Origin of the sequence: Denitratisoma sp. DHT3 (genome assembly GCF_007833355.1) — a bacterium.
Lineage (GTDB): Bacteria > Pseudomonadota > Gammaproteobacteria > Burkholderiales > Rhodocyclaceae > Denitratisoma.
Genome location: NZ_CP020914.1, coordinates 2931966 through 2948704, shown reverse-complemented (window position 1 = coordinate 2948704; position 16739 = coordinate 2931966). Strand labels below are relative to the sequence as shown.

General features: G+C 66.5%; 14 protein-coding genes. 5 read left to right on the top strand and 9 right to left on the bottom strand.

The annotated features are described in order from the left end of the window. Positions 1-27 precede the first annotated feature (27 nt). Complete coding sequence (locus tag B9N43_RS13575; RefSeq protein ID WP_222428739.1) at positions 28-855, top strand: alpha/beta hydrolase; 828 nt, start codon at positions 28-30, stop codon at positions 853-855. Beyond that, positions 852-1184, top strand: a complete 333-nt coding sequence (locus B9N43_RS13570; protein ID WP_145842720.1) for a DUF1840 domain-containing protein — start codon at positions 852-854, stop codon at positions 1182-1184. The genes B9N43_RS13575 and B9N43_RS13570 overlap by 4 nt, the downstream gene beginning before the upstream one ends. Positions 1185-1352: 168 nt before the next feature. On the opposite strand, the gene B9N43_RS13565 is transcribed toward B9N43_RS13570, so the two are convergent. Then, positions 1353-1997, bottom strand: coding sequence for a TetR family transcriptional regulator (locus tag B9N43_RS13565; protein WP_145842719.1), 645 nt, complete (start codon positions 1995-1997; stop codon positions 1353-1355). A gap of 111 nt (positions 1998-2108) precedes the next feature. Here B9N43_RS13565 and B9N43_RS13560 point away from each other — a divergent pair, with 111 nt between their 5' ends. From B9N43_RS13560 to B9N43_RS13550, 3 genes are read left to right on the top strand one after another with little or no spacing between them, the layout of a single operon-like run. Then, positions 2109-3266, top strand: a complete 1158-nt coding sequence (locus tag B9N43_RS13560) for an efflux RND transporter periplasmic adaptor subunit (RefSeq protein WP_145842718.1) — start codon at positions 2109-2111, stop codon at positions 3264-3266. Positions 3267-3276: 10 nt separating this feature from the next. After that, entirely contained in the window at positions 3277-6396 is a 3120-nt protein-coding gene (locus B9N43_RS13555) for an efflux RND transporter permease subunit (protein ID WP_145842717.1), read from the top strand. Between the two features lie 2 nt (positions 6397-6398). Then, positions 6399-7823: an efflux transporter outer membrane subunit gene (locus B9N43_RS13550; protein WP_145842716.1), complete on the top strand. Its 1425-nt coding sequence runs from the start codon at positions 6399-6401 to the stop codon at positions 7821-7823. Positions 7824-7852: 29 nt separating this feature from the next. On the opposite strand, the gene B9N43_RS13545 is transcribed toward B9N43_RS13550, so the two are convergent. The 8 genes from B9N43_RS13545 to nosZ all read right to left on the bottom strand — a co-directional run bounded on the left by B9N43_RS13545 (position 7853) and on the right by nosZ (position 16677). After that, positions 7853-8203 (bottom strand): DUF6516 family protein, encoded by a 351-nt coding sequence (locus tag B9N43_RS13545; protein WP_145842715.1) that lies wholly within the window; start codon positions 8201-8203, stop codon positions 7853-7855. Continuing rightward, positions 8203-8472 carry a hypothetical protein gene (locus tag B9N43_RS13540; protein ID WP_145842714.1) on the bottom strand — a complete coding sequence of 90 codons (270 nt, stop codon included), beginning with the start codon at positions 8470-8472 and terminating at the stop codon, positions 8203-8205. Before B9N43_RS13540 ends, B9N43_RS13545 begins: the two co-directional genes overlap by 1 nt. A 3-nt stretch (positions 8473-8475) precedes the next feature. Continuing rightward, complete coding sequence (locus B9N43_RS13535) at positions 8476-8985, bottom strand: nitrous oxide reductase accessory protein NosL (RefSeq protein WP_145842712.1); 510 nt, start codon at positions 8983-8985, stop codon at positions 8476-8478. Next, positions 8982-9806 (bottom strand): ABC transporter permease, encoded by an 825-nt coding sequence (locus B9N43_RS13530; protein ID WP_145842711.1) that lies wholly within the window; start codon positions 9804-9806, stop codon positions 8982-8984. Before B9N43_RS13530 ends, B9N43_RS13535 begins: the two co-directional genes overlap by 4 nt. Beyond that, positions 9793-10722 carry an ATP-binding cassette domain-containing protein gene (locus B9N43_RS13525; RefSeq protein WP_145842710.1) on the bottom strand — a complete coding sequence of 310 codons (930 nt, stop codon included), beginning with the start codon at positions 10720-10722 and terminating at the stop codon, positions 9793-9795. The genes B9N43_RS13530 and B9N43_RS13525 overlap by 14 nt, the downstream gene beginning before the upstream one ends. Then, positions 10703-11983 carry a nitrous oxide reductase family maturation protein NosD gene (locus B9N43_RS13520; RefSeq protein ID WP_145842709.1) on the bottom strand — a complete coding sequence of 427 codons (1281 nt, stop codon included), beginning with the start codon at positions 11981-11983 and terminating at the stop codon, positions 10703-10705. The genes B9N43_RS13525 and B9N43_RS13520 overlap by 20 nt, the downstream gene beginning before the upstream one ends. A 23-nt stretch (positions 11984-12006) precedes the next feature. Continuing rightward, positions 12007-14625 (bottom strand): 4Fe-4S binding protein, encoded by a 2619-nt coding sequence (locus tag B9N43_RS13515; protein WP_145842708.1) that lies wholly within the window; start codon positions 14623-14625, stop codon positions 12007-12009. A 123-nt stretch (positions 14626-14748) separates the two neighbouring features. After that, the gene (nosZ, locus tag B9N43_RS13510; protein ID WP_145842707.1) at positions 14749-16677 is read right to left on the bottom strand and encodes a TAT-dependent nitrous-oxide reductase; all 1929 of its coding nucleotides are present in this window, start codon (positions 16675-16677) and stop codon (positions 14749-14751) included. Between the last annotated feature and the right edge of the window lie 62 nt (positions 16678-16739).

The window sequence follows — 16739 nt, the reverse complement described above, 5'->3', positions numbered from 1 at the left end:
ATCTCCCGTGCGCCCACCCCGACCATCTTGACCGCCTCACTCTCCGAACTCGAAGTCCTGAGCCGATTGCCGGAAACGGCCGTCTCCTCCACCCCGCTGCTGTTCGTCCATGGCGCTTTTGCCGGGGCCTGGTGCTGGGATGAGCATTTCCTGCCCTACTTCGCCCAGGCCGGCCACGCCGCCCACGCCGTCTCCCTTTCCGGCCATGGCCTCAGCCGCGGCCGCGATCGGCTCGACCATCTCGCCATCGCCGACTATGTGCGGGACCTGCACGAAGTGGTGCGGCAACTTCCCGCGCCGCCGCTCCTGATCGGCCATTCGATGGGCGGCTACGTGGTGCAGAAATACCTGGAGGCGCACACCGCGCCGGGCGCGGCGCTGCTTTGCAGCGTCCCGCCGCAGGGGTTGATGTCGGCCACGCTCGGCATGCTGTTCTCGCGGCCCACCCTGCTGCTGGAACTCAACCGCCTGATGAGCGGCGGCGGAACCTCGCTGCAGACCCTGCAGGAGGCGCTGTTCGCGCAGCCGATCGAGGTCGGCCAATTGCAGCGTTTCTATCGGCTGTGCCAGAGCGAGTCGCAGCGCGCCATCTGGGATATGAGCCTGTTCGACCTGCCGCGCGTCGGTCGGGTGCTGCAGCATCTGCCGCGCGATTCGCACGGACGTCCCCGGTTGCTAGTGCTGGGCGCGGAATTCGACCACCTGATGCCGCCGACGACGGCCCGGATGACCGCCCGCAGCTATGGCGTGACGGCCGAGATACTGCCTGGCATCGGCCATGGCGTGATGTTGGAACGGGACTGGCGCCGTGCCGCGGACCGCCTGCTGGACTGGATCGAGGAGCTCACCGAATGATCATCACCTTCAAATCCGCCGCGGCCGGCGACGTGATCATGTTCGGCGACGTCGCCGAACGGATGATGGCGGCCATGGGCAAGGAACCCGGCAGCCAGGGCATCGTCACCGTGGCGCAGCTGCCGGACGCCATCGCCGGCCTGCGGGCCGCCATCGCGGCGGACAAGGCCCGCTGGCAAGGCGTGACGGAAGAGGAGCGGCCGCATGAGGAAACCGCGCCCGGCGGCGGCCACCGCGCCTTCGTCAGCATCGCGCAACGCGCCGCGCCGCTGCTGGAGCTGCTGGAATGGGCGGAGAAAAAAGGCAAGCCCGTGGTCTGGGGCGTTTAGAGAAACGCGGAATAAACCTTGAAGCTGCGGTTCGAACCGCAGCGACACGGCGAGACCTCGAAGGCTTCTATCTCGCCCAATGAGTGAAGTGATAAAAATCCGGAAACCGGGGGTTTTCGCCGTGCCCGCCGTGTCGCCGTGGTCAACTCCCTTTTCCGGAAGGCCGCGTCAGGGTGTCGGTGCCGCGACCCGGGTAGTCCGGCGCCGCAGGGCGATGTGGCTGGCGATGATGTCGTCGGTGCACTCACGCCATTCGGTGCAGGGGGGGCTGCCGACGATCTGGTGGATCAAGCCGCCCATGAAGACCCAGGTATCGCGCGCCGCCGCATCCGGCGTCAGATCGGAGCGCAGCGTGCCCCGGGCGGCGGCGCGGCGATAGACCGTGCTCACCTTGTCGAGGAAATCGTAGGCCGGCTTTTTCAATTCCTCCTGCACACGGGCGAATTCATCGACGTATTCGCAGCGCAGGAAAATGATTTCGAACACCAGGCGCATGTCCTGGCGCTGCTCCAGGATCAGGAAGAACTCCTTCATCGCCGCCTCGATGGCGTCCAGGGGATCGTCCACGGTTTCCGACAGCAGCAGGCGATCGGTGCGTTCGAACAGGTCGAGGGACATGCGCTCGCGCATGGCGAAGAACAATTCCGTCTTGTTGGCGAAATGCCAGTACACCGCGCCCCGCGTCACCCCCGCCACCTGGGCCACCTTCTCCAGGGTGGTGCGGCTCACGCCCCGCTCATGAAAGACCTGTTGAGCGGCGTCGATGATCCGGTAACGGGTGTGCTCCGCCTCTTCCTTGGTTTTGCGCGCCATCAACCGCCTCCTCTTGCCAATCGCACCGCGTGTGCCGGTCAGTTTTTGTTTACATTTTACATACAAACTAGGATGTATATAATGCGCCAAAATCGATCGGAAAAATCCGCCATGTCCATCCCCACGAGACGTTCCGGCGCCATGCCCGGCCTGTTCCTGCCCGCCCTGCTGCTCGGTGCCGCGCTGCTCGGCACCGCCTGCTCCCGCTCCACGCCTCCCACGCCGGCCGCACCGCCTCCGTTGCCGGTGACGGTGCTGGAAATGCATCCCACCCGAGCCCCCATCACCGTGGAAGTGACGGCACAGGCCGAAGGTTCCCGTGAGGTGGAGGTGCGCGCCCGGGTCGGCGGCATCCTGCTGCGGCGACTGTACCAGGAAGGTACGCCGGTCAAGGCCGGCCAGCCCCTGTTCCAGATCGACCGGACGCCTTATGAGATCGCCCTCGCCGACGCCAAGGCCAAGGCCGAGCAGGCGACGCGCGAGGCGAACCGCCTGAAGGGCCTGATCGAGCAGCAGGCCGTCAGCCGCAAGGAATACGACGACGCGGTCTCCAACCAGGCCGTGGCCCAGGCCGCCCTGAACCAGGCCGAACTGAACCTGTCCTACACCACGGTCACCGCGCCGGAAGCCGGCGTCGCCGAACGGGCGGTGAAGTCCGAGGGCAACCTGATCGCCGCCGGCGCCGACGGCCTGCTGACGGTCATCCACCAGGCCAATCCCCTCTGGGTGCGTTTCGGCCTGGCGGAAAGCGATCTCGCCCGCATTCCCGGCGGCCGGCTCGACGCCAGGTCCGTAAGCAGCGTCGAACTGGTGCTGCCCGACGGCAGCGTGCATCCGCAGAAGGGCAGGATCAATTTTCTCGCCGCCAACCTGGACACGGTGCTGGGCACCCGCCAGATGAGGGCCGAATTCGCCAATCCCGACGGCGCGCTGCTGCCCGGACAGTTCCTGCGCGTGCGCCTGAACACCGGTACCCGCGACGGCATCTTCCTGGTGCCCCAGGCCGCGGTGGTGCAGGCGCCGCAGGGAGCGCAGGTGATGGTGGCGAATGCCGACAACAAGGTGGAGCCGCGTCCGGTCCAGGCCGGGGAGTGGCTGGGCCGCGACTGGGTGATCCTGGGCGGCCTCAAGGCCGGCGACAAGGTGATCGTGGACAACCTGATCAAGCTGCGCCCCGGCGCTGCGGTGCAACCCCACCCGCCGCAGCCACAATCCGCTCCCGGCGCCTCTCCCAACCCGGCCACGCCGGCCGCCGCGCAGAAGAAGTAAGAAGCCCGCCATGTCCAGATTCTTCATCCGGCGCCCGATCTTCTCGGCGGTCATTTCCATCATCATCGTCATCGCCGGCCTGATGGCGGCGCGGGGCCTGCCCATCGCCCAATATCCGGAGATCGCGCCGCCCACGGTTTTCATCAGCGCCAGTTATCCCGGCGCCTCCGCCGACACGCTGGCCAAGACCGTGGCCGCGCCGATCGAGGAGCAGTTGAACGGCATTCCGGGCCTGCTCTACTACAGCTCATCCTCGGCCTCCAGCGGCAGCCTCAACATCACCGCCACCTTCGAGGTCGGCACCGACGCGGAAATCGCCGCGGTCAACGTCAACAACCGGGTCAAGATCGCGGAGCCGCATCTGCCCGAGGAAGTGCGACGCAACGGGGTGGTGGTGCAGAAACGCTCGACCGACATCCTGATGATCACCACCTTCTTCGCCGAGGACAACAAGTACGATTCGCTGTTCCTCTCCAACTACGTGGCGATGAACGTGCTGGAGGACATCAAGCGCATCCATGGCGTCGGCGACGCCGCCATTCTCGGCGCCAAGGACTACTCGATGCGGATCTGGCTGCGTCCCGACCGCATGGCCCAGCTGGGGCTCACCACCAGCGACATCGCGGCGGCGATCCGTGCTCAGAACGCCCAGAACGCCGCCGGCAAGATCGGCCAGGAGCCCATCGCCAGCGACCAGATGCTGGTCTACACGGTGACCGCGCGCGGCCGGCTGTCGTCGCCCGAGGAATTCGGCGACATCGTGATCCGGGCCGACGGCCCCGGCGGCATGCTGCGCCTGCGCGACGTGGCGCGGGTGGAACTGGGGTCCGCCAGCTATGCCTACAGCGTCGCCTTTCACGGCAAGCCGGTGATCGGTCTGGCCATCTATCTGCAGTCCGGCGCCAATGCGCTGGAAGTCGTGAAAAACGTGCGCAGCAAGCTGCGCGAGCTGTCGCGGCAGTTTCCCGAAAAAATGGGTTACGAGATTCCCTCGGACTCCACCCTGTTCATCAGCGAGTCGATCCAGGAAGTGGTGCTGACGCTGATCGAGGCGACGCTGCTGGTGGTGGCGGTGGTCTTCCTGTTCCTGCAGAACTGGCGCGCCACGCTGATTCCGATGGTGGCGGTGCCGGTGTCGCTGATCGGTACCTTCGCCGGCCTCTGGCTGTTCGGCTTCTCGATCAACACGCTGACCCTGTTCGCGATGGTGCTGGCAATCGGCATCGTGGTGGATGACGCCATCGTGGTGCTGGAAAACGTCGAGCGCCTGATGTCGGAGCAGAAGCTCTCCCCCTTCGCCGCGGCGGTGGAGTCCATGCGCGAGGTGGCGGCGGCGGTGGTGGCCATCGTCCTGGTGCTGTGCGCGGTGTTCATCCCGGTGGCCTTCCTGGGCGGCATCACCGGCAAGCTCTACCAGCAGTTCGCCGTCACCGTCGCGGTCTCCGTGGTGATCTCGGGTATCGTCGCGCTGACCCTGACGCCGGCGCTGTGCGCACTGCTGCTGAAGCCCACGCACACGGAGGCCCCGTTGTTCCGCCCCTTCAACCGCGCGTTCACCCGCTTCACCGGCTTCTATACCGCCACCGTCGGCCGCATCCTGAATCATGGCCGCATCGCGCTGGTGCTGTTCGTCGGCGTGGTGGGCCTGGTGCTGGTGCTGCTGAAGGTCATTCCCGACAGTTTCGTGCCGTCGGAGGACATGGGGCGTCTGTTCACCTCCATCAAGCTGCCCGACGGCGCCTCCCTGCAGCGCACCGCCGAGGCCGGCGAGCGCCTGCGGCAGATGGTGGCCGCCAATCCGGCGGTCGAATACTCCGGCGTGATCCGCGGCATCGACCTGATCAGCGGCAGCAACCAGTCCAACGGCGGCACGATGATCATCGAACTCAAGCCCTGGTCCGAGCGCAGCCAGAGCGCCGAGGAACTGGCCAAGCTGTTCATGGGCTATGGCATGATGATGCCGGACGGCATCGCCCTCACCTTCAACCCGCCCCCCATCATGGGTCTGGGCAGCGCCGGCGGTTTCGAGGCCTACCTGCAGAACCGCACCGACGCCGACCCGACCAAGCTGGCCGAGGTGCTGGAGCAGTTCGTCCAGGCGCTGCAGACCCGGCCGGAACTGGCCCAGATCCATACCTTCTTCCGCGCCAACGTACCCCAACTGCACGTGGACGTGGACGAGGCCAAGGCGCTGGCCCTGGGCATCCCCGTGCCCAGCATCTACGACACCCTGCAAAGCACCATGGGCGAGCTGTATGTGAACGACTTCAACCGCGCCGGCAAGGTCTACAAGGTGCAGTTGCAGGCCGAGGGCCGCTACCGCAGCCGCCCCGAGGATCTGACCAAGGTCTATGTGCGCAGCGCGACCACCAATGCGATGATTCCCCTGGGCGCGGTGATCCGGGTCCGCACCATCGTCGGTCCCGAGCAGTTGGATCGCTACAACGGCTTCCTCGCCGCCAGGATGATGGGCAACAGCGCACCCGGCGTCAGTTCGGGCAAGGTGATCCAGATCGTCGAGGACGTGGCGCGGGAGACGTTGCCCGAGGGCTATACCCTGGCCTGGACCGGCCAGGCCTTCCAGGAAAAGCAGGCTGGCTCCTCCTCCCTGCTGGCCTTCGTTTTCGCCATCGTCATGGTGTTCCTGATCCTCGCGGCCCAGTACGAAAAATGGTCCCTGCCCCTGGCGGTGATCATGGCCGTGCCTTTCGCCCTGGCCGGCGCGCTGCTGGCCATCCTGCTGCGCGGCCTGTCCAACGACATCTATTTCCAGATCGGTCTGGTGGTGCTGATCGGCCTGGCGGCCAAGAACGCGATCCTGATCGTCGAGTTCGCCGCGCAGAAACACGCCGAAGGCATGGACATCGCGGAAGCGGCGGTGGAAGCGGCCCGGCTGCGCTTCCGTCCGATCGTGATGACTTCCCTGGCCTTCATCCTCGGCGTGCTGCCGCTGGCCGTGTCCAGCGGCGCCGGCGCCGCGGCGCGGCGCTCGATGGGCACCGGGGTGGTCGGCGGCATGCTGCTGGCCACCTTCGTCGCCACCTTGTTCGTGCCCCTGTTCTTCAAATGGCTGGAACGTGGCAAACCGGTGATTCCCGCCGGCCACGCCGGTGAAGAGGAGGAGGCATGAGCATGAGCAAGCCCGCCTTTGCCACACCCCTTGCCGCCTCGCTCGCGCTGGTCCTCGCCGGCTGCGCCATCGGCCCCGACTATCAGCGCCCCGTCAGCGCCGGCAGCCTGCCGGCACAATACGCCGCCGCCAGGACGCCAAGCAGCGAGCCCACCGCGACGGTGGAGGCCGAGTGGTGGAAACTGTTCCACGATCCCATGCTGGACCGGCTGGTCGCCGACGCCCTGGGCCGCAACGCCGACCTGCTGGCGGCCGTGGCGCGGATGGAGGAAGCCGACGCGGCCATGCGTGAGACCGGCGCCGCCTTGCTGCCGGAGGTGAAACTGGAGGCCGGCGCCACGCGGACCCGGGCCAGCACCACCACCGCCACGCCGATGCCGCCGGGCACGCCGACGCTGCGCGACAACCGCAAGGCCGCCCTGACCACCGCCTTCGAACTGGACGTCTGGGGACGATTGCGGCGCGCCGACGAGGCGTCCCGCGCCCAGGCCATGGCCGGACGCTATGCCCGCGACACCGTGCGGCTGTCGGTCGCCGCGCTGGTCAGCAGCAGCTATCTGGGCCTGCGCGCACTGGACGTCCAGGTGGCCGCCGCCGCCGACAGCGAGGCCAGCTACGCGGACTCGCTGAGGATCATGCAAAGCCGTCTCGCAGCCGGCGCGGTCTCGCCGCTGGAACGGCTCCAGGCCGAGAACGCGCTGGCCGCGGCGCGGGCGCAGACCGCGGGTCTGCGGCGCCAGCGGGCACAGGCCGAGCATCAACTGGCGCTGCTCACCGGCCAGCCCGACCTGGCGCTGGCGCCCGGCGATCTGGAACAGCTGCCGGTGCCGCCGGTGCCGCCACCCGGCCTGCCGTCGAGCCTGCTGGAAACCCGGCCCGACGTGCGCCAGGCCGAGGAAACGCTGGTCGCCGCGAACGCCCAGATCGGCGTGGTGAAGGCGGCGCTGTTTCCCACCCTCTCCCTCACCGGCAGCCTGGGCAGCGAAAGCCGGGCCCTGAGCAGCCTGTTCTCCACCGCCTCGGGCGCCTGGTCGGCCGGTCTCGGCCTGACCATGCCCCTGCTCGACGCGGGACGCCACGCCGCCCAGGTGGACCAGGCGACGGCGCGTCAGCGCCAGGCGGCGGCGGATTACCAGAAGGCGGTGCAAGGTGCCTTCAAGGATGTCCGCGACGCTCTGGTGAGCGTGCGGGAGAATACCGAAGCCGAACAGGCCCAGGCCGCCCGCCTCGACGCCGCGCAGCAGGCGCTGCGGGTGATGCGCGCCCGTTACGAGGCCGGCTATTCGGCCTATGCCCAGTTGCTGGAGTCCCAGCGCGCCGTGGATGAGGCCCGCCAGTCCCACGCCGGCAGCCGCCAGGCGCGGCTGGCGGCCGCGGTGGATCTGTTCAAGGCTCTGGGCGGCGGCTGGCGCGCGCCGCGGCTCTGACGCGGCGCCAATTCCCTGTTCAGTCCTGCTCAGGTCTCCAGCAGGGGAGCCTGCAACACCGCGTCGATCACCGCCCGCAAGTTGTCCCAGGGCGCGGCGTCGATGCGGGTCAGCGGGTCGGCGGCCAGGCTGCCGTCGTCGCGGTGCAGGTGGTTGGGAAAAGTGGCCAGCTCGGGGTGGAGCGGCGCGGTGTCGATGCGCAACTCGGCCTCGCCCCAGCGCCAGGCGATCGCATAGGCGTCGGACAGGGGATAGCGCACCTCCATTTCCACGCCGTTGTCGAAGTTGAGCCGCAGTGCGTCCTGCAGGGTCTCGGCGGCCACCCGGCCGGCGGCGCCGTAGTGCTCGAGAATGCGCTCGCAAAGTTCCAGATGCTGCATCAGCGGTTGGCCTCCTTCAGCGATTCCGCCAGCTCGGCGCGCAGGTTTTCGCGCAGGTCGCGCACCGCATGCAGGCCGAGGTAATCGTCGTAGGCGGGGTGCTCGGCCAGGCGCCCGGCGCGGATCGCCGCCAGCAGTTCCGCCTCGTCCTCCACCTGGTGACGCGCCAGCAGCGCCTTGCGATTTTCCCGCAGCTCGTAGATGAGCCGGGTCAGCTGCTCGATGCGCTGGGCGCTGTCGTGATCGATGCTGTCGTAGAAGAGATGCACGGTTCACATCCTCTGGTCGTGCAGCGCGCCGCCGTCGAGGTTCACCATCGCCGGCGTCACCTGGGCGAAGCTCAGCACGGTACCGCCCTGCTTGGCGACGAACTCGCGGGCCGCCGTCTCGCTGGCGAAACTGACCAGCGTGGGTCCCATCGAGCCGCGCAGCCTGCTGTCCTTGACGTAGAACGCCTGGCGCGCGTCGATCCAGTGGCCGCGCGGCTTGGCCCAGTCGGCCGCGCCCATGTCCTGCACGTAGGCGGCCCGCACCTTGCGCGCCTGCTCGGGCTGGAGCAGGGCCGCCAGCACTTCGACGGTATCGCAGAAGAACTCCGGCACCGCGGCGCCGGCGTAATGGATCTGCCCCTTGGGGCCGGGGAATTCGGCCAGCACCATGCCGTCCAGGGTGCAGATCGTGTCCTGGGTGAAGTCGACGGCGGCGGCGCTGTCGCCGGCCTGCTGGCCGCAACCGGCGAGCAGGGCGAAAAGCAGGGGCAGGAGGTGGCGGTGCAGGGTCATGGACGGAATCTCCAATAGGCGATGGACAGGGGGGCGACGATCCACAATCCCATCAGGCCGCCCAGCAGCCAGGGATTGGCCAGCATGCCGGGGAAGACGGTGGACAGGCCGTAGAGGGTGCGCACCTCCTCCATGCTGAACACGTTGAGCACGCGGTAGATGTCGGCGGGATTGAGCATCAGCAGATAGGGGAAGATCGCGCCGCCGTACTTGCCGCCGGTGGCCACCAGGCCGCCCAGCAGCAGCAGGTCGAACACCAGGACGAAAAAGAACCACGTGGCGATCGCCATGCCCGAGGCCCGGGTGCGGTCGGCGGCGAAGACCGAGAGCATCACCGCCAGGCTGAGAAAGGCCAGGCCCAGCAGGATCGAACTGAGCATGAAGCCAGCGTAATGGAACAGCCCGGAGAGATCGAGGTGGAAGGAGATCAGGAGCCCCGCCAGGCCGAAGCCGAGCACCGTGGAAAAGGACAGCGCGCCGGCCAGGCCCAGGTACTTGCCGAGCAGCAGTTCCAGGCGCGTGATCGGCATCGACAGCAACAGGTCGAGCGACCCCCGCTCGCGCTCCCCGACAATGGCGTCGAACCCCAGCAACAGGGCGATCAGCGGAATCAGGTAGATCACCAGGCTGACCAGCGAGGCGATGGTCAGCTCGATCGAGCGGAAACCGGCGGCGCCCTGCTGGGCGGAACCGAAATAGGCGATCACCAGCGCGAACACGGCGAACACCAGGGCCACCGCCAGCACCCAGCGGTTGCGCAGGCGGTCCCAGAACTCCTTGCCGGCCAGGGTCAGAACCTGGCGCAATTCAAGCTGACTCATGGCGGCCCTCCGCGTAGCCAAAGAACACGTCCTCCAGGGTCGGCTCATGCACATGGAGGTCCTGCACGCGCCCATCCAGGGCGGCCAGCGCCGCCACCGCCCGCATTTTCATCTCCCGCTCGCAACTGAAGCGCAGCACGCCATCCTCTTCCGCCGCCGGCTCCAGGGGCAGTCCGGCCAGCGCCTGGCGCGCCAGGCCGATCTGATCCGGCGCCATCCTGACCTCGAAGGTGAGCGGCAGATTCACCGATTCGCGCAGCGCCTGCACGCTGCCCTCGGCGCGGATGCGGCCGTTCTGCATGATCGCCAGGCGGTCCACCCGCTCCTGGATTTCCGACAGGATGTGCGAGGTGAGGATGATGGTGGTGCCGGCGGCGCCGAGTTCCCGCAATTGACGGTAGAAGTCGCGGATCGCCTCGGGATCGAGGCCGTTGGTCGGTTCGTCGAGGAACAGCAGGCTCGGCGCGCCGAGCAGCGCCTGGGCGAAACCCAGCCGCTGGCGCATCCCCTTGGAATATTCGCGGACGTAGCGGTTGGCGGCGGCGGACAATCCCACCCGCGCCAACAGGGCCGGGCACTGGTCGAGCGGCGCCGCCTTGAGACGGGCGTAGAACGCCAGGGTCTCGAGGCCGGTGAGGTTGTCGTAGAGCGCCAGGTTCTCCGGCAGGTAGCCGATCTTGCGCCGAACCGCGCGGAAGCCGCTGGCGCCGACCGGCTGGCCGTCGATCTCGATGCGTCCGCCGCTGGGGGTCAGAAGCCCCAGCATCATCTTGAACAGGGTGCTCTTGCCGGCGCCATTGTGGCCGATCAAGCCGAACAGCTGGCCGCGCGGGATGTCCAGGTCGACCGCCTCCACGGCCCGCACCGCGCCGTACTGCTTGCCGACCTGTCGCACTTCAACGATATTGCTTGCCAAGCCACTGCCTCCAGTCGGTATGGATCGGTTTCATGCGGGGATGCGCATCCACCACGCTGGGCGCGCGCAGCAACGGAAACTGCTGGGCGATCAGGCGCAGGGTCTGCAAGGCCGGACTGGCCATCAGCAGCCGCATCAGAGGATAGCGCCAGGTCAGGCGATCGACCATGTCGCTGGCCTCGTAGGGCACGTCGCCGATGCCGTCGCCATCGCGATCCCACCCCAGGTAATTGCTCCAGTAGTTGCCGCGTCTGACGCCCCACGGCTCGTCGCGGCTGGCGATGTAGCGGATCTGTTCCCGATTCTGGATCAGGTCGTTGTCCTCCACCTCGTTCCGCGTCGAGCCGGCGGACATATGCACCCCGACCCGATTGTCGATGATCAGATTGCCGTTCAAGGTGATGTATTCCGCGTCATAGATGAACAGGCCGCGGCCATTGCCGGCGACGACGTTGTTCTCCACCACCGAGTCCTGGATGGTGCGCAGCATGATGCCATGATCGGAATTGCCCCAGGCCCGATTGTTGCGCACCACCTGGTTGCGAACTTCCATCAGCGCCAGGCCGCCCCGGTTGTGGAAACTCTCGTTGTCCTCCCAGACGTTGTAGTAGGAGTTCATGTAGTGGGTGCCGTAGCGCGAGTGGTGCATCCGGTTGCCGCGGAACTGCGCATGGTGGCTGACATCGACATAGATCGCGTCGCGCACGAAGCTGATCCGGTTGTCCACGATGCGGGCGCCCTGGGTGTTGTAGAGCTGGATGCCGTTGCCGCGCTGGGAGGAGGCGTAGTCGCGCTTGCCGGTGATCAGGTTGCCGCGCACCTCGACGTCGTTGGCGCCCTCGATCCAGAGCCCGAACAGGGTATAGGAGAAAACGCAGTCCAGGATCCGCGCGCGGTGGGCGCCGGGCTGGACGTAGATGCCGGCGTTCTGCCGCTCCAGGGAGTCGCCCGAATCGGCGACGATGAAGCCCTGCACGGTCACGTCGGGCGCGACGATGCGGATGGTGTCTCCCTCCAGGCCGCCGGCCAGGGTGGGGTGGCCGACGCCGAGCAGCGTGAGGGGCTTGTCGATGCGCAGGCGCTCCTCGTAGCGCCCGGCCTCGACCTGCACCGTGTCGCCCGGCGCGGCGCGGGCGACCGCGGCCGCCACCGACTGTCCCGGCGCCACCTGCCAGGTCGCGGCGCGGACGGAGCCCGCCCCCAGGACCAGCAGCAACATCACCCAGGCCGGCAGCCGGCCGGCGACAGACAAGCCTCCCATGCGTCGCGCGATCGCCAAGCCGGTCAGGTAAAGAGCTTCATGGCGACGAACAGGGCGGCACCGATCAGCAGGTTCTTGAAGCCGACGTAGCAGACCATGTCCATCGTGTTGGCCGTCCGGTAGCGCCGTCCCAGCCAGGATCCTTCCTTGACGTAGGGCTTGGAGCCCAGACGCACGACGATCTCGAACAGGCTCCAGCCGGCCCACCAGCCGAGGACGACGCCGGTGGTCAGCCGTCCCATCGCCGCCAGCACCCACACCAGGGTGACGATCGCGGCCAGGGCCAGGCTCGCCCCCTGGATCGCGCGCTGGCGCTGGAAGCCGTGCCGGCTCCAGGGCCACAGGTGGTCCCAGATTTCGGCGGCGATGAGTCCGAGCGGGTCGCCCTGATGATCCGCATAGGGCGGCAGGGTCGGCGCGGTCAGCATCGTCGGGTCGGCCTTGGAGCGGGCCGCGATCGTCGATTTCGGCGGCGGCGCATCGGCGGCGATCGGCTTGATCGGGATGTAGTAGCCGTTGGCGCCGATCGCGGTCAGCGGCTCGCCCGCCTTCTCGCGATGCCGGCGTTCCTGGGCCAGCGGCGGACAGGCATGGCTGTCGTAGTACATCACCATGCAATCCAGGCAGAGCATGCACTCGCGCTGGTCGATGCGCCCCGACCCGTCGATCGCCAGGGAGCCGCAGCCGACGGCGCAGGCGGCGCAGGGGCCGCACTCCTGCTTGCGCTTCAGTCCGAACCAGCGGAAGGTGGTCGGCAACGCCAGCGCCGCGCCCAGGGGGCAGAGGTATTTGCAGAAGGGCCGTTCGATGAAAATGGAAATGCCCAGCAGCGAAGCGGCGAACAGCGTATACGGCCAGGAACGGTTGAGCAGGCCGACCAGGAAGGTGGTCTTGAACGGCTCCACCTCGGCCAGCATCTCCGCCAGCCCCATGGAGAAGAAGGACACGCCCAGCAGGCCCCAGAACACGCCGTACTTGACCCACTTCAGGCGATCATGCAGCCACATCGGCAGATGCGTCTGGAACCGCTTCAGGCCGAGCCGGCCGGCGACCTTGAAGAGCATTTCGGAAAGCGACCCGAACGGGCACAGCCAGCCGCAGAACAGGCCGCGTCCCCAGAAGAACACCGTGAGGATGATGAACCACCAGAAGATGAAGATCAGCGGGTCGGAAAGGAACAGCTCCCACTTCCACTGGTAGAGCATCGAGTGGAACCAGGTCAGCACCTGGGTCACCGAAGGCTGCGCCATCGCGGAGAAGCCGACGAAGACGATGCTGACGGTCCAGATGAAATACTTGGGAATGTTCACCCAGCGCTTGTCCTTGCGCGTGGAACGGCGCACCAGTCGGTCGCGCAGGCCGTACACCAGGGCGGCGAAGCCCAGCAGCGCGATGAAGCCGACGATTTCGGGGAGACGCCCCTTCCATACCTTCAGCCAGGTCGGATCGGGCCGCTCGACGACGGGACGGCCGCCCTCCAGATACTTGGCCGGCAGCCAGTACTCCTGGTGGAAGCTGGTGAAGTTGCGGGCGCCGGTCTGCGGGTCCACCTTGTTGGCGAGCAGCACCAGCTGCCAGGGATAGGCCGCGGAGAAATTCTCGGAACGGATGATGAAGATCGCCGACTCGCGATATTCGGGCGCGCCGCCCGCCGCGATGCTGTACAGGTTGAGGTAGTCGAGATCGCGGAAGGTGTAGGTGTCGGCGCCCTGGCGCACCTGCACCCGGTCGTAGATACCGCCGCGGACGAAGCCGGAGCCCTTGAAGGAATCGGTTCCCTGGGCGACGATGAAAATGGCGTGCTCGCCGGGCTTGAGGCGCGACATCAGGGAAGCGTAGCCCTCCTCGCCGAGAATGCGCTTGCCCACCGCCGGCTGGTTGAGATAGCCGAACCACATGTCCAGGTAGGGCTGTCCCTTGTTCTCCTTGCCCACGTCTTCCGGCTTGACCTCGAGGAACTGGACGCTGCCCTCGCCCTTCAACGCCTTCCAGTCGGCCGGAGCATCCGCCGAGGTGAATTTCGCCGCCGGCAGCGACACCGGCTTCATGATGCCAACCTGCTTCGCCACTTCGGCGCCACAGCGCAGCATCACCTGATTCTGGGCGATCACCGTGACCGTGGCACCGGTGATCGCGTCCAGCCCGATGGCGCCCTCGTCCTGGCCCGACTTGCCGATTTCCAGCTTGTCGCCGACGAAGCGCCCGACGTACTGGCGGGTGAATTTCACCAATTCGGACTCCGGAATCCCCAGCAGCAGGATGGGTTCCGAATGCTTGAGAATCTTCGAGCCGGTGAAACGGCCCTCGGTGTCCATGCCGATCAGGGTCACCACCGGCTTGCCCGAATAGGCGGGGATGTCGACGATGTCCGTGGACAGGAAAACGTAGCCCAGCAGCTTGCGCTCGCCGTCCACCTTGCCGTACGCCTCGACGTAGGGGGGGCGGCCCTTGCGCTCCGAGAACTCGTCCGCTCCGGGCATCACGTCGCGACAGGGCGCGAAGTCGCACAGGCGTGGCGAGGTGCTCAGCTCCGGCGGCAGCCGCGCTTCATACGACTGCAGGTCGGCAAGGGCGACACCCGCCCCGCACACGTAGAACAGACAGAACAGCAGACAGCGCAGCAGCGGGATGACTCGATTCATGATGCTTCTCTACCAACAACGGAACATGGGCTTCCGACGGACGGCCCAGTTCAAAAAAAAACGGGGGGCGATTTCCGCCCCCCACAACTCTCTCTTCTATAGCTGTGAAACGGTGCCTCGATTCTACCCCTCGACGATCATCCGGGTACGCATCTCCAGGTGCAACGCATGGCAGAAATGGGTGCAGTAAATCCAGAACACCCCGGCCTTGCTGGCCTTGAACGTGACCGACTTGGTTTCCTGCGGATTGACGATGAAGTTGATGTCGTACTTCGGAATGCCGCAACCGTGGGTCAGATCTTCCACCTTGTCCAGGTTGGTCAGGATGAGGGTGACCTCGTCGCCCTTCTTCACCTTGAAATCCCGCAAACTGAAAGCCGGGGCCTGGGAAGCCATACGGACCGTAACCTTGTTGCCGTTGCGCTCGACGCCGGACTGCGCGGCGTCCTTCACCGCCAGGGGGAACTCGTCCAGATCGTAGACCTGGCGGGTCTTGATCTTGTCGCGACGGACGATGACGAAATCATGAGGCTCGGGCCATACCGGATGGTCGGCCACCAGCTTCATCTTCTCGCCGCTGATGTCGATCAACTGCTCGTTCTCGGGGTGCAGCGGCCCAACCGGCAAGAAGCGGTCCTTGGAGAACTTGCAACCGACGCCCAGCCACTTGCCGTCGGCTTCCCGGGTCTCCGACATGGAGGCATTCAGGTGGCCCGGCTGGTATTGGACATCGAGGCGGTCCACCACGTACTGGACGTTCTTGTCCTTGAAGGCCTTGATCGCGGCATCGACATTCCACTTCACGATCTGGCTGTCGAGGAACAGGGTGGTGAAGGCATTGCCGCGGCCGTCGAACGCGGTGTGGAGGGGTCCCAATCCGATTTCGGGTTCGGCCACCACGGCCTCGAAGGGGTCCTTCAGCTCGCCGGCGAAGAACTTGTGCACCAGGGAGAGATCGATCACCGTGGCGGTGGGCGACAGCTTGCCCGAGCAGATGAAGTACTTGCCGTCGGGGCTGGCGTTCACGCCGTGGGGGTTCTTCGGCACCGGCACATAGGCGACCAGGGACGTCTTGGGGTCGGGGTTGGCGGCCTTGGTGCCATCCACCACCGGCACCTTGGAGCTGCCGTAGGTCTTGGTCTTGCCGGCCTTCACCGCCGCCTCGATGCGCTCGATGTTGAAGAACAGGCAGGCATCCTTTTCCGCCGACATCATTTCCTCGTACATCACCCCCATCTCGGTGTTGTACTGGTTGGTGGCGGCCAGCTTGCCGTCGAAGGAACTCGCCACCAGGTCGCAGTTGCCGTCGATCAGCACCTGCCAGCGCACTTCCATGGTCTCGGCATCCACACAGGTGAACAGCGAATGGTATTTGCTGGGGTCGGCGGCATCCTTGCCGTCGTTGGGCAGCGGAATGGAGAATTCGGAACCGCAGAACACGCGCGTGGTGTGGTTGATCTTGGGATCCACCGGATCGCGCTTGTCCGGGAAAATCCCGTGGAAACCCTGGACGTTCGGAATCTCGGTGATCTTGTCGCACTCGAAGGTGTCGAGGCGGATGCGGGCCAAACGGCTGTGAAGCTTGTCGTTGATCCAGGCGTACTTGCCGTCGTAGGTGCCGTCGGCATAGGAGCCATGGACGTGGTGGGTGTCGCCCGTGATGTAGGGCACCTTGCCGCTGGCATCGGCACCGAGCACCTTCTTGGACTCGTTGGTGATGCCCCAGCCGGTCAGCGCGTCATGGTTGAAGACGGGAATGCGGCGAATCTCGCGGCCGGAAGGCAGGCCCAGCACCCGCATCTCGCCGGAATGGCCGCCCGACCACAGGCCATAGTAGTCGTCCAACTGGCCCGGCGCGATATGGGGCGCGGCACCCGCGTGCTCGCCAGCGGCGGAAGCGCCGGCAGACGACGCGGCGCCTTTCTCACCCTTGTTGCAACCGGCCAGGCCGACCGAGAGACCCACGCCGGCCAGACCGCCAATTGCCGCCGTATTGAGAAACTTGCGGCGCCCCTGCAGGGCAACGTCCATCTTGTCGTTTTCTTTGCTCATAACCTACCTCCTCTATGCGATTTGGAAAATTCTTGGCTGGATCGATGCCGCGTGAGATTACA

What these genes read in the sequence shown, in the direction of transcription:
- B9N43_RS13550 (WP_145842716.1), top strand. Translation starts at nt 6,399, where the DNA reads ATGAGCAAGCCCGCCTTTGCCACACCCCTTGCCGCCTCGCTCGCGCTG.
- nosZ (WP_145842707.1), bottom strand. Translation starts at nt 16,677, where the DNA reads ATGAGCAAAGAAAACGACAAGATGGACGTTGCCCTGCAGGGGCGCCGC.
- B9N43_RS13545 (WP_145842715.1), bottom strand. Translation starts at nt 8,203, where the DNA reads ATGCAGCATCTGGAACTTTGCGAGCGCATTCTCGAGCACTACGGCGCC.
- B9N43_RS13570 (WP_145842720.1), top strand. Translation starts at nt 852, where the DNA reads ATGATCATCACCTTCAAATCCGCCGCGGCCGGCGACGTGATCATGTTC.
- B9N43_RS13530 (WP_145842711.1), bottom strand. Translation starts at nt 9,806, where the DNA reads ATGAGTCAGCTTGAATTGCGCCAGGTTCTGACCCTGGCCGGCAAGGAG.
- B9N43_RS13520 (WP_145842709.1), bottom strand. Translation starts at nt 11,983, where the DNA reads ATGGGAGGCTTGTCTGTCGCCGGCCGGCTGCCGGCCTGGGTGATGTTG.
- B9N43_RS13515 (WP_145842708.1), bottom strand. Translation starts at nt 14,625, where the DNA reads ATGAATCGAGTCATCCCGCTGCTGCGCTGTCTGCTGTTCTGTCTGTTC.
- B9N43_RS13555 (WP_145842717.1), top strand. Translation starts at nt 3,277, where the DNA reads ATGTCCAGATTCTTCATCCGGCGCCCGATCTTCTCGGCGGTCATTTCC.
- B9N43_RS13560 (WP_145842718.1), top strand. Translation starts at nt 2,109, where the DNA reads ATGTCCATCCCCACGAGACGTTCCGGCGCCATGCCCGGCCTGTTCCTG.
- B9N43_RS13535 (WP_145842712.1), bottom strand. Translation starts at nt 8,985, where the DNA reads ATGACCCTGCACCGCCACCTCCTGCCCCTGCTTTTCGCCCTGCTCGCC.
- B9N43_RS13565 (WP_145842719.1), bottom strand. Translation starts at nt 1,997, where the DNA reads ATGGCGCGCAAAACCAAGGAAGAGGCGGAGCACACCCGTTACCGGATC.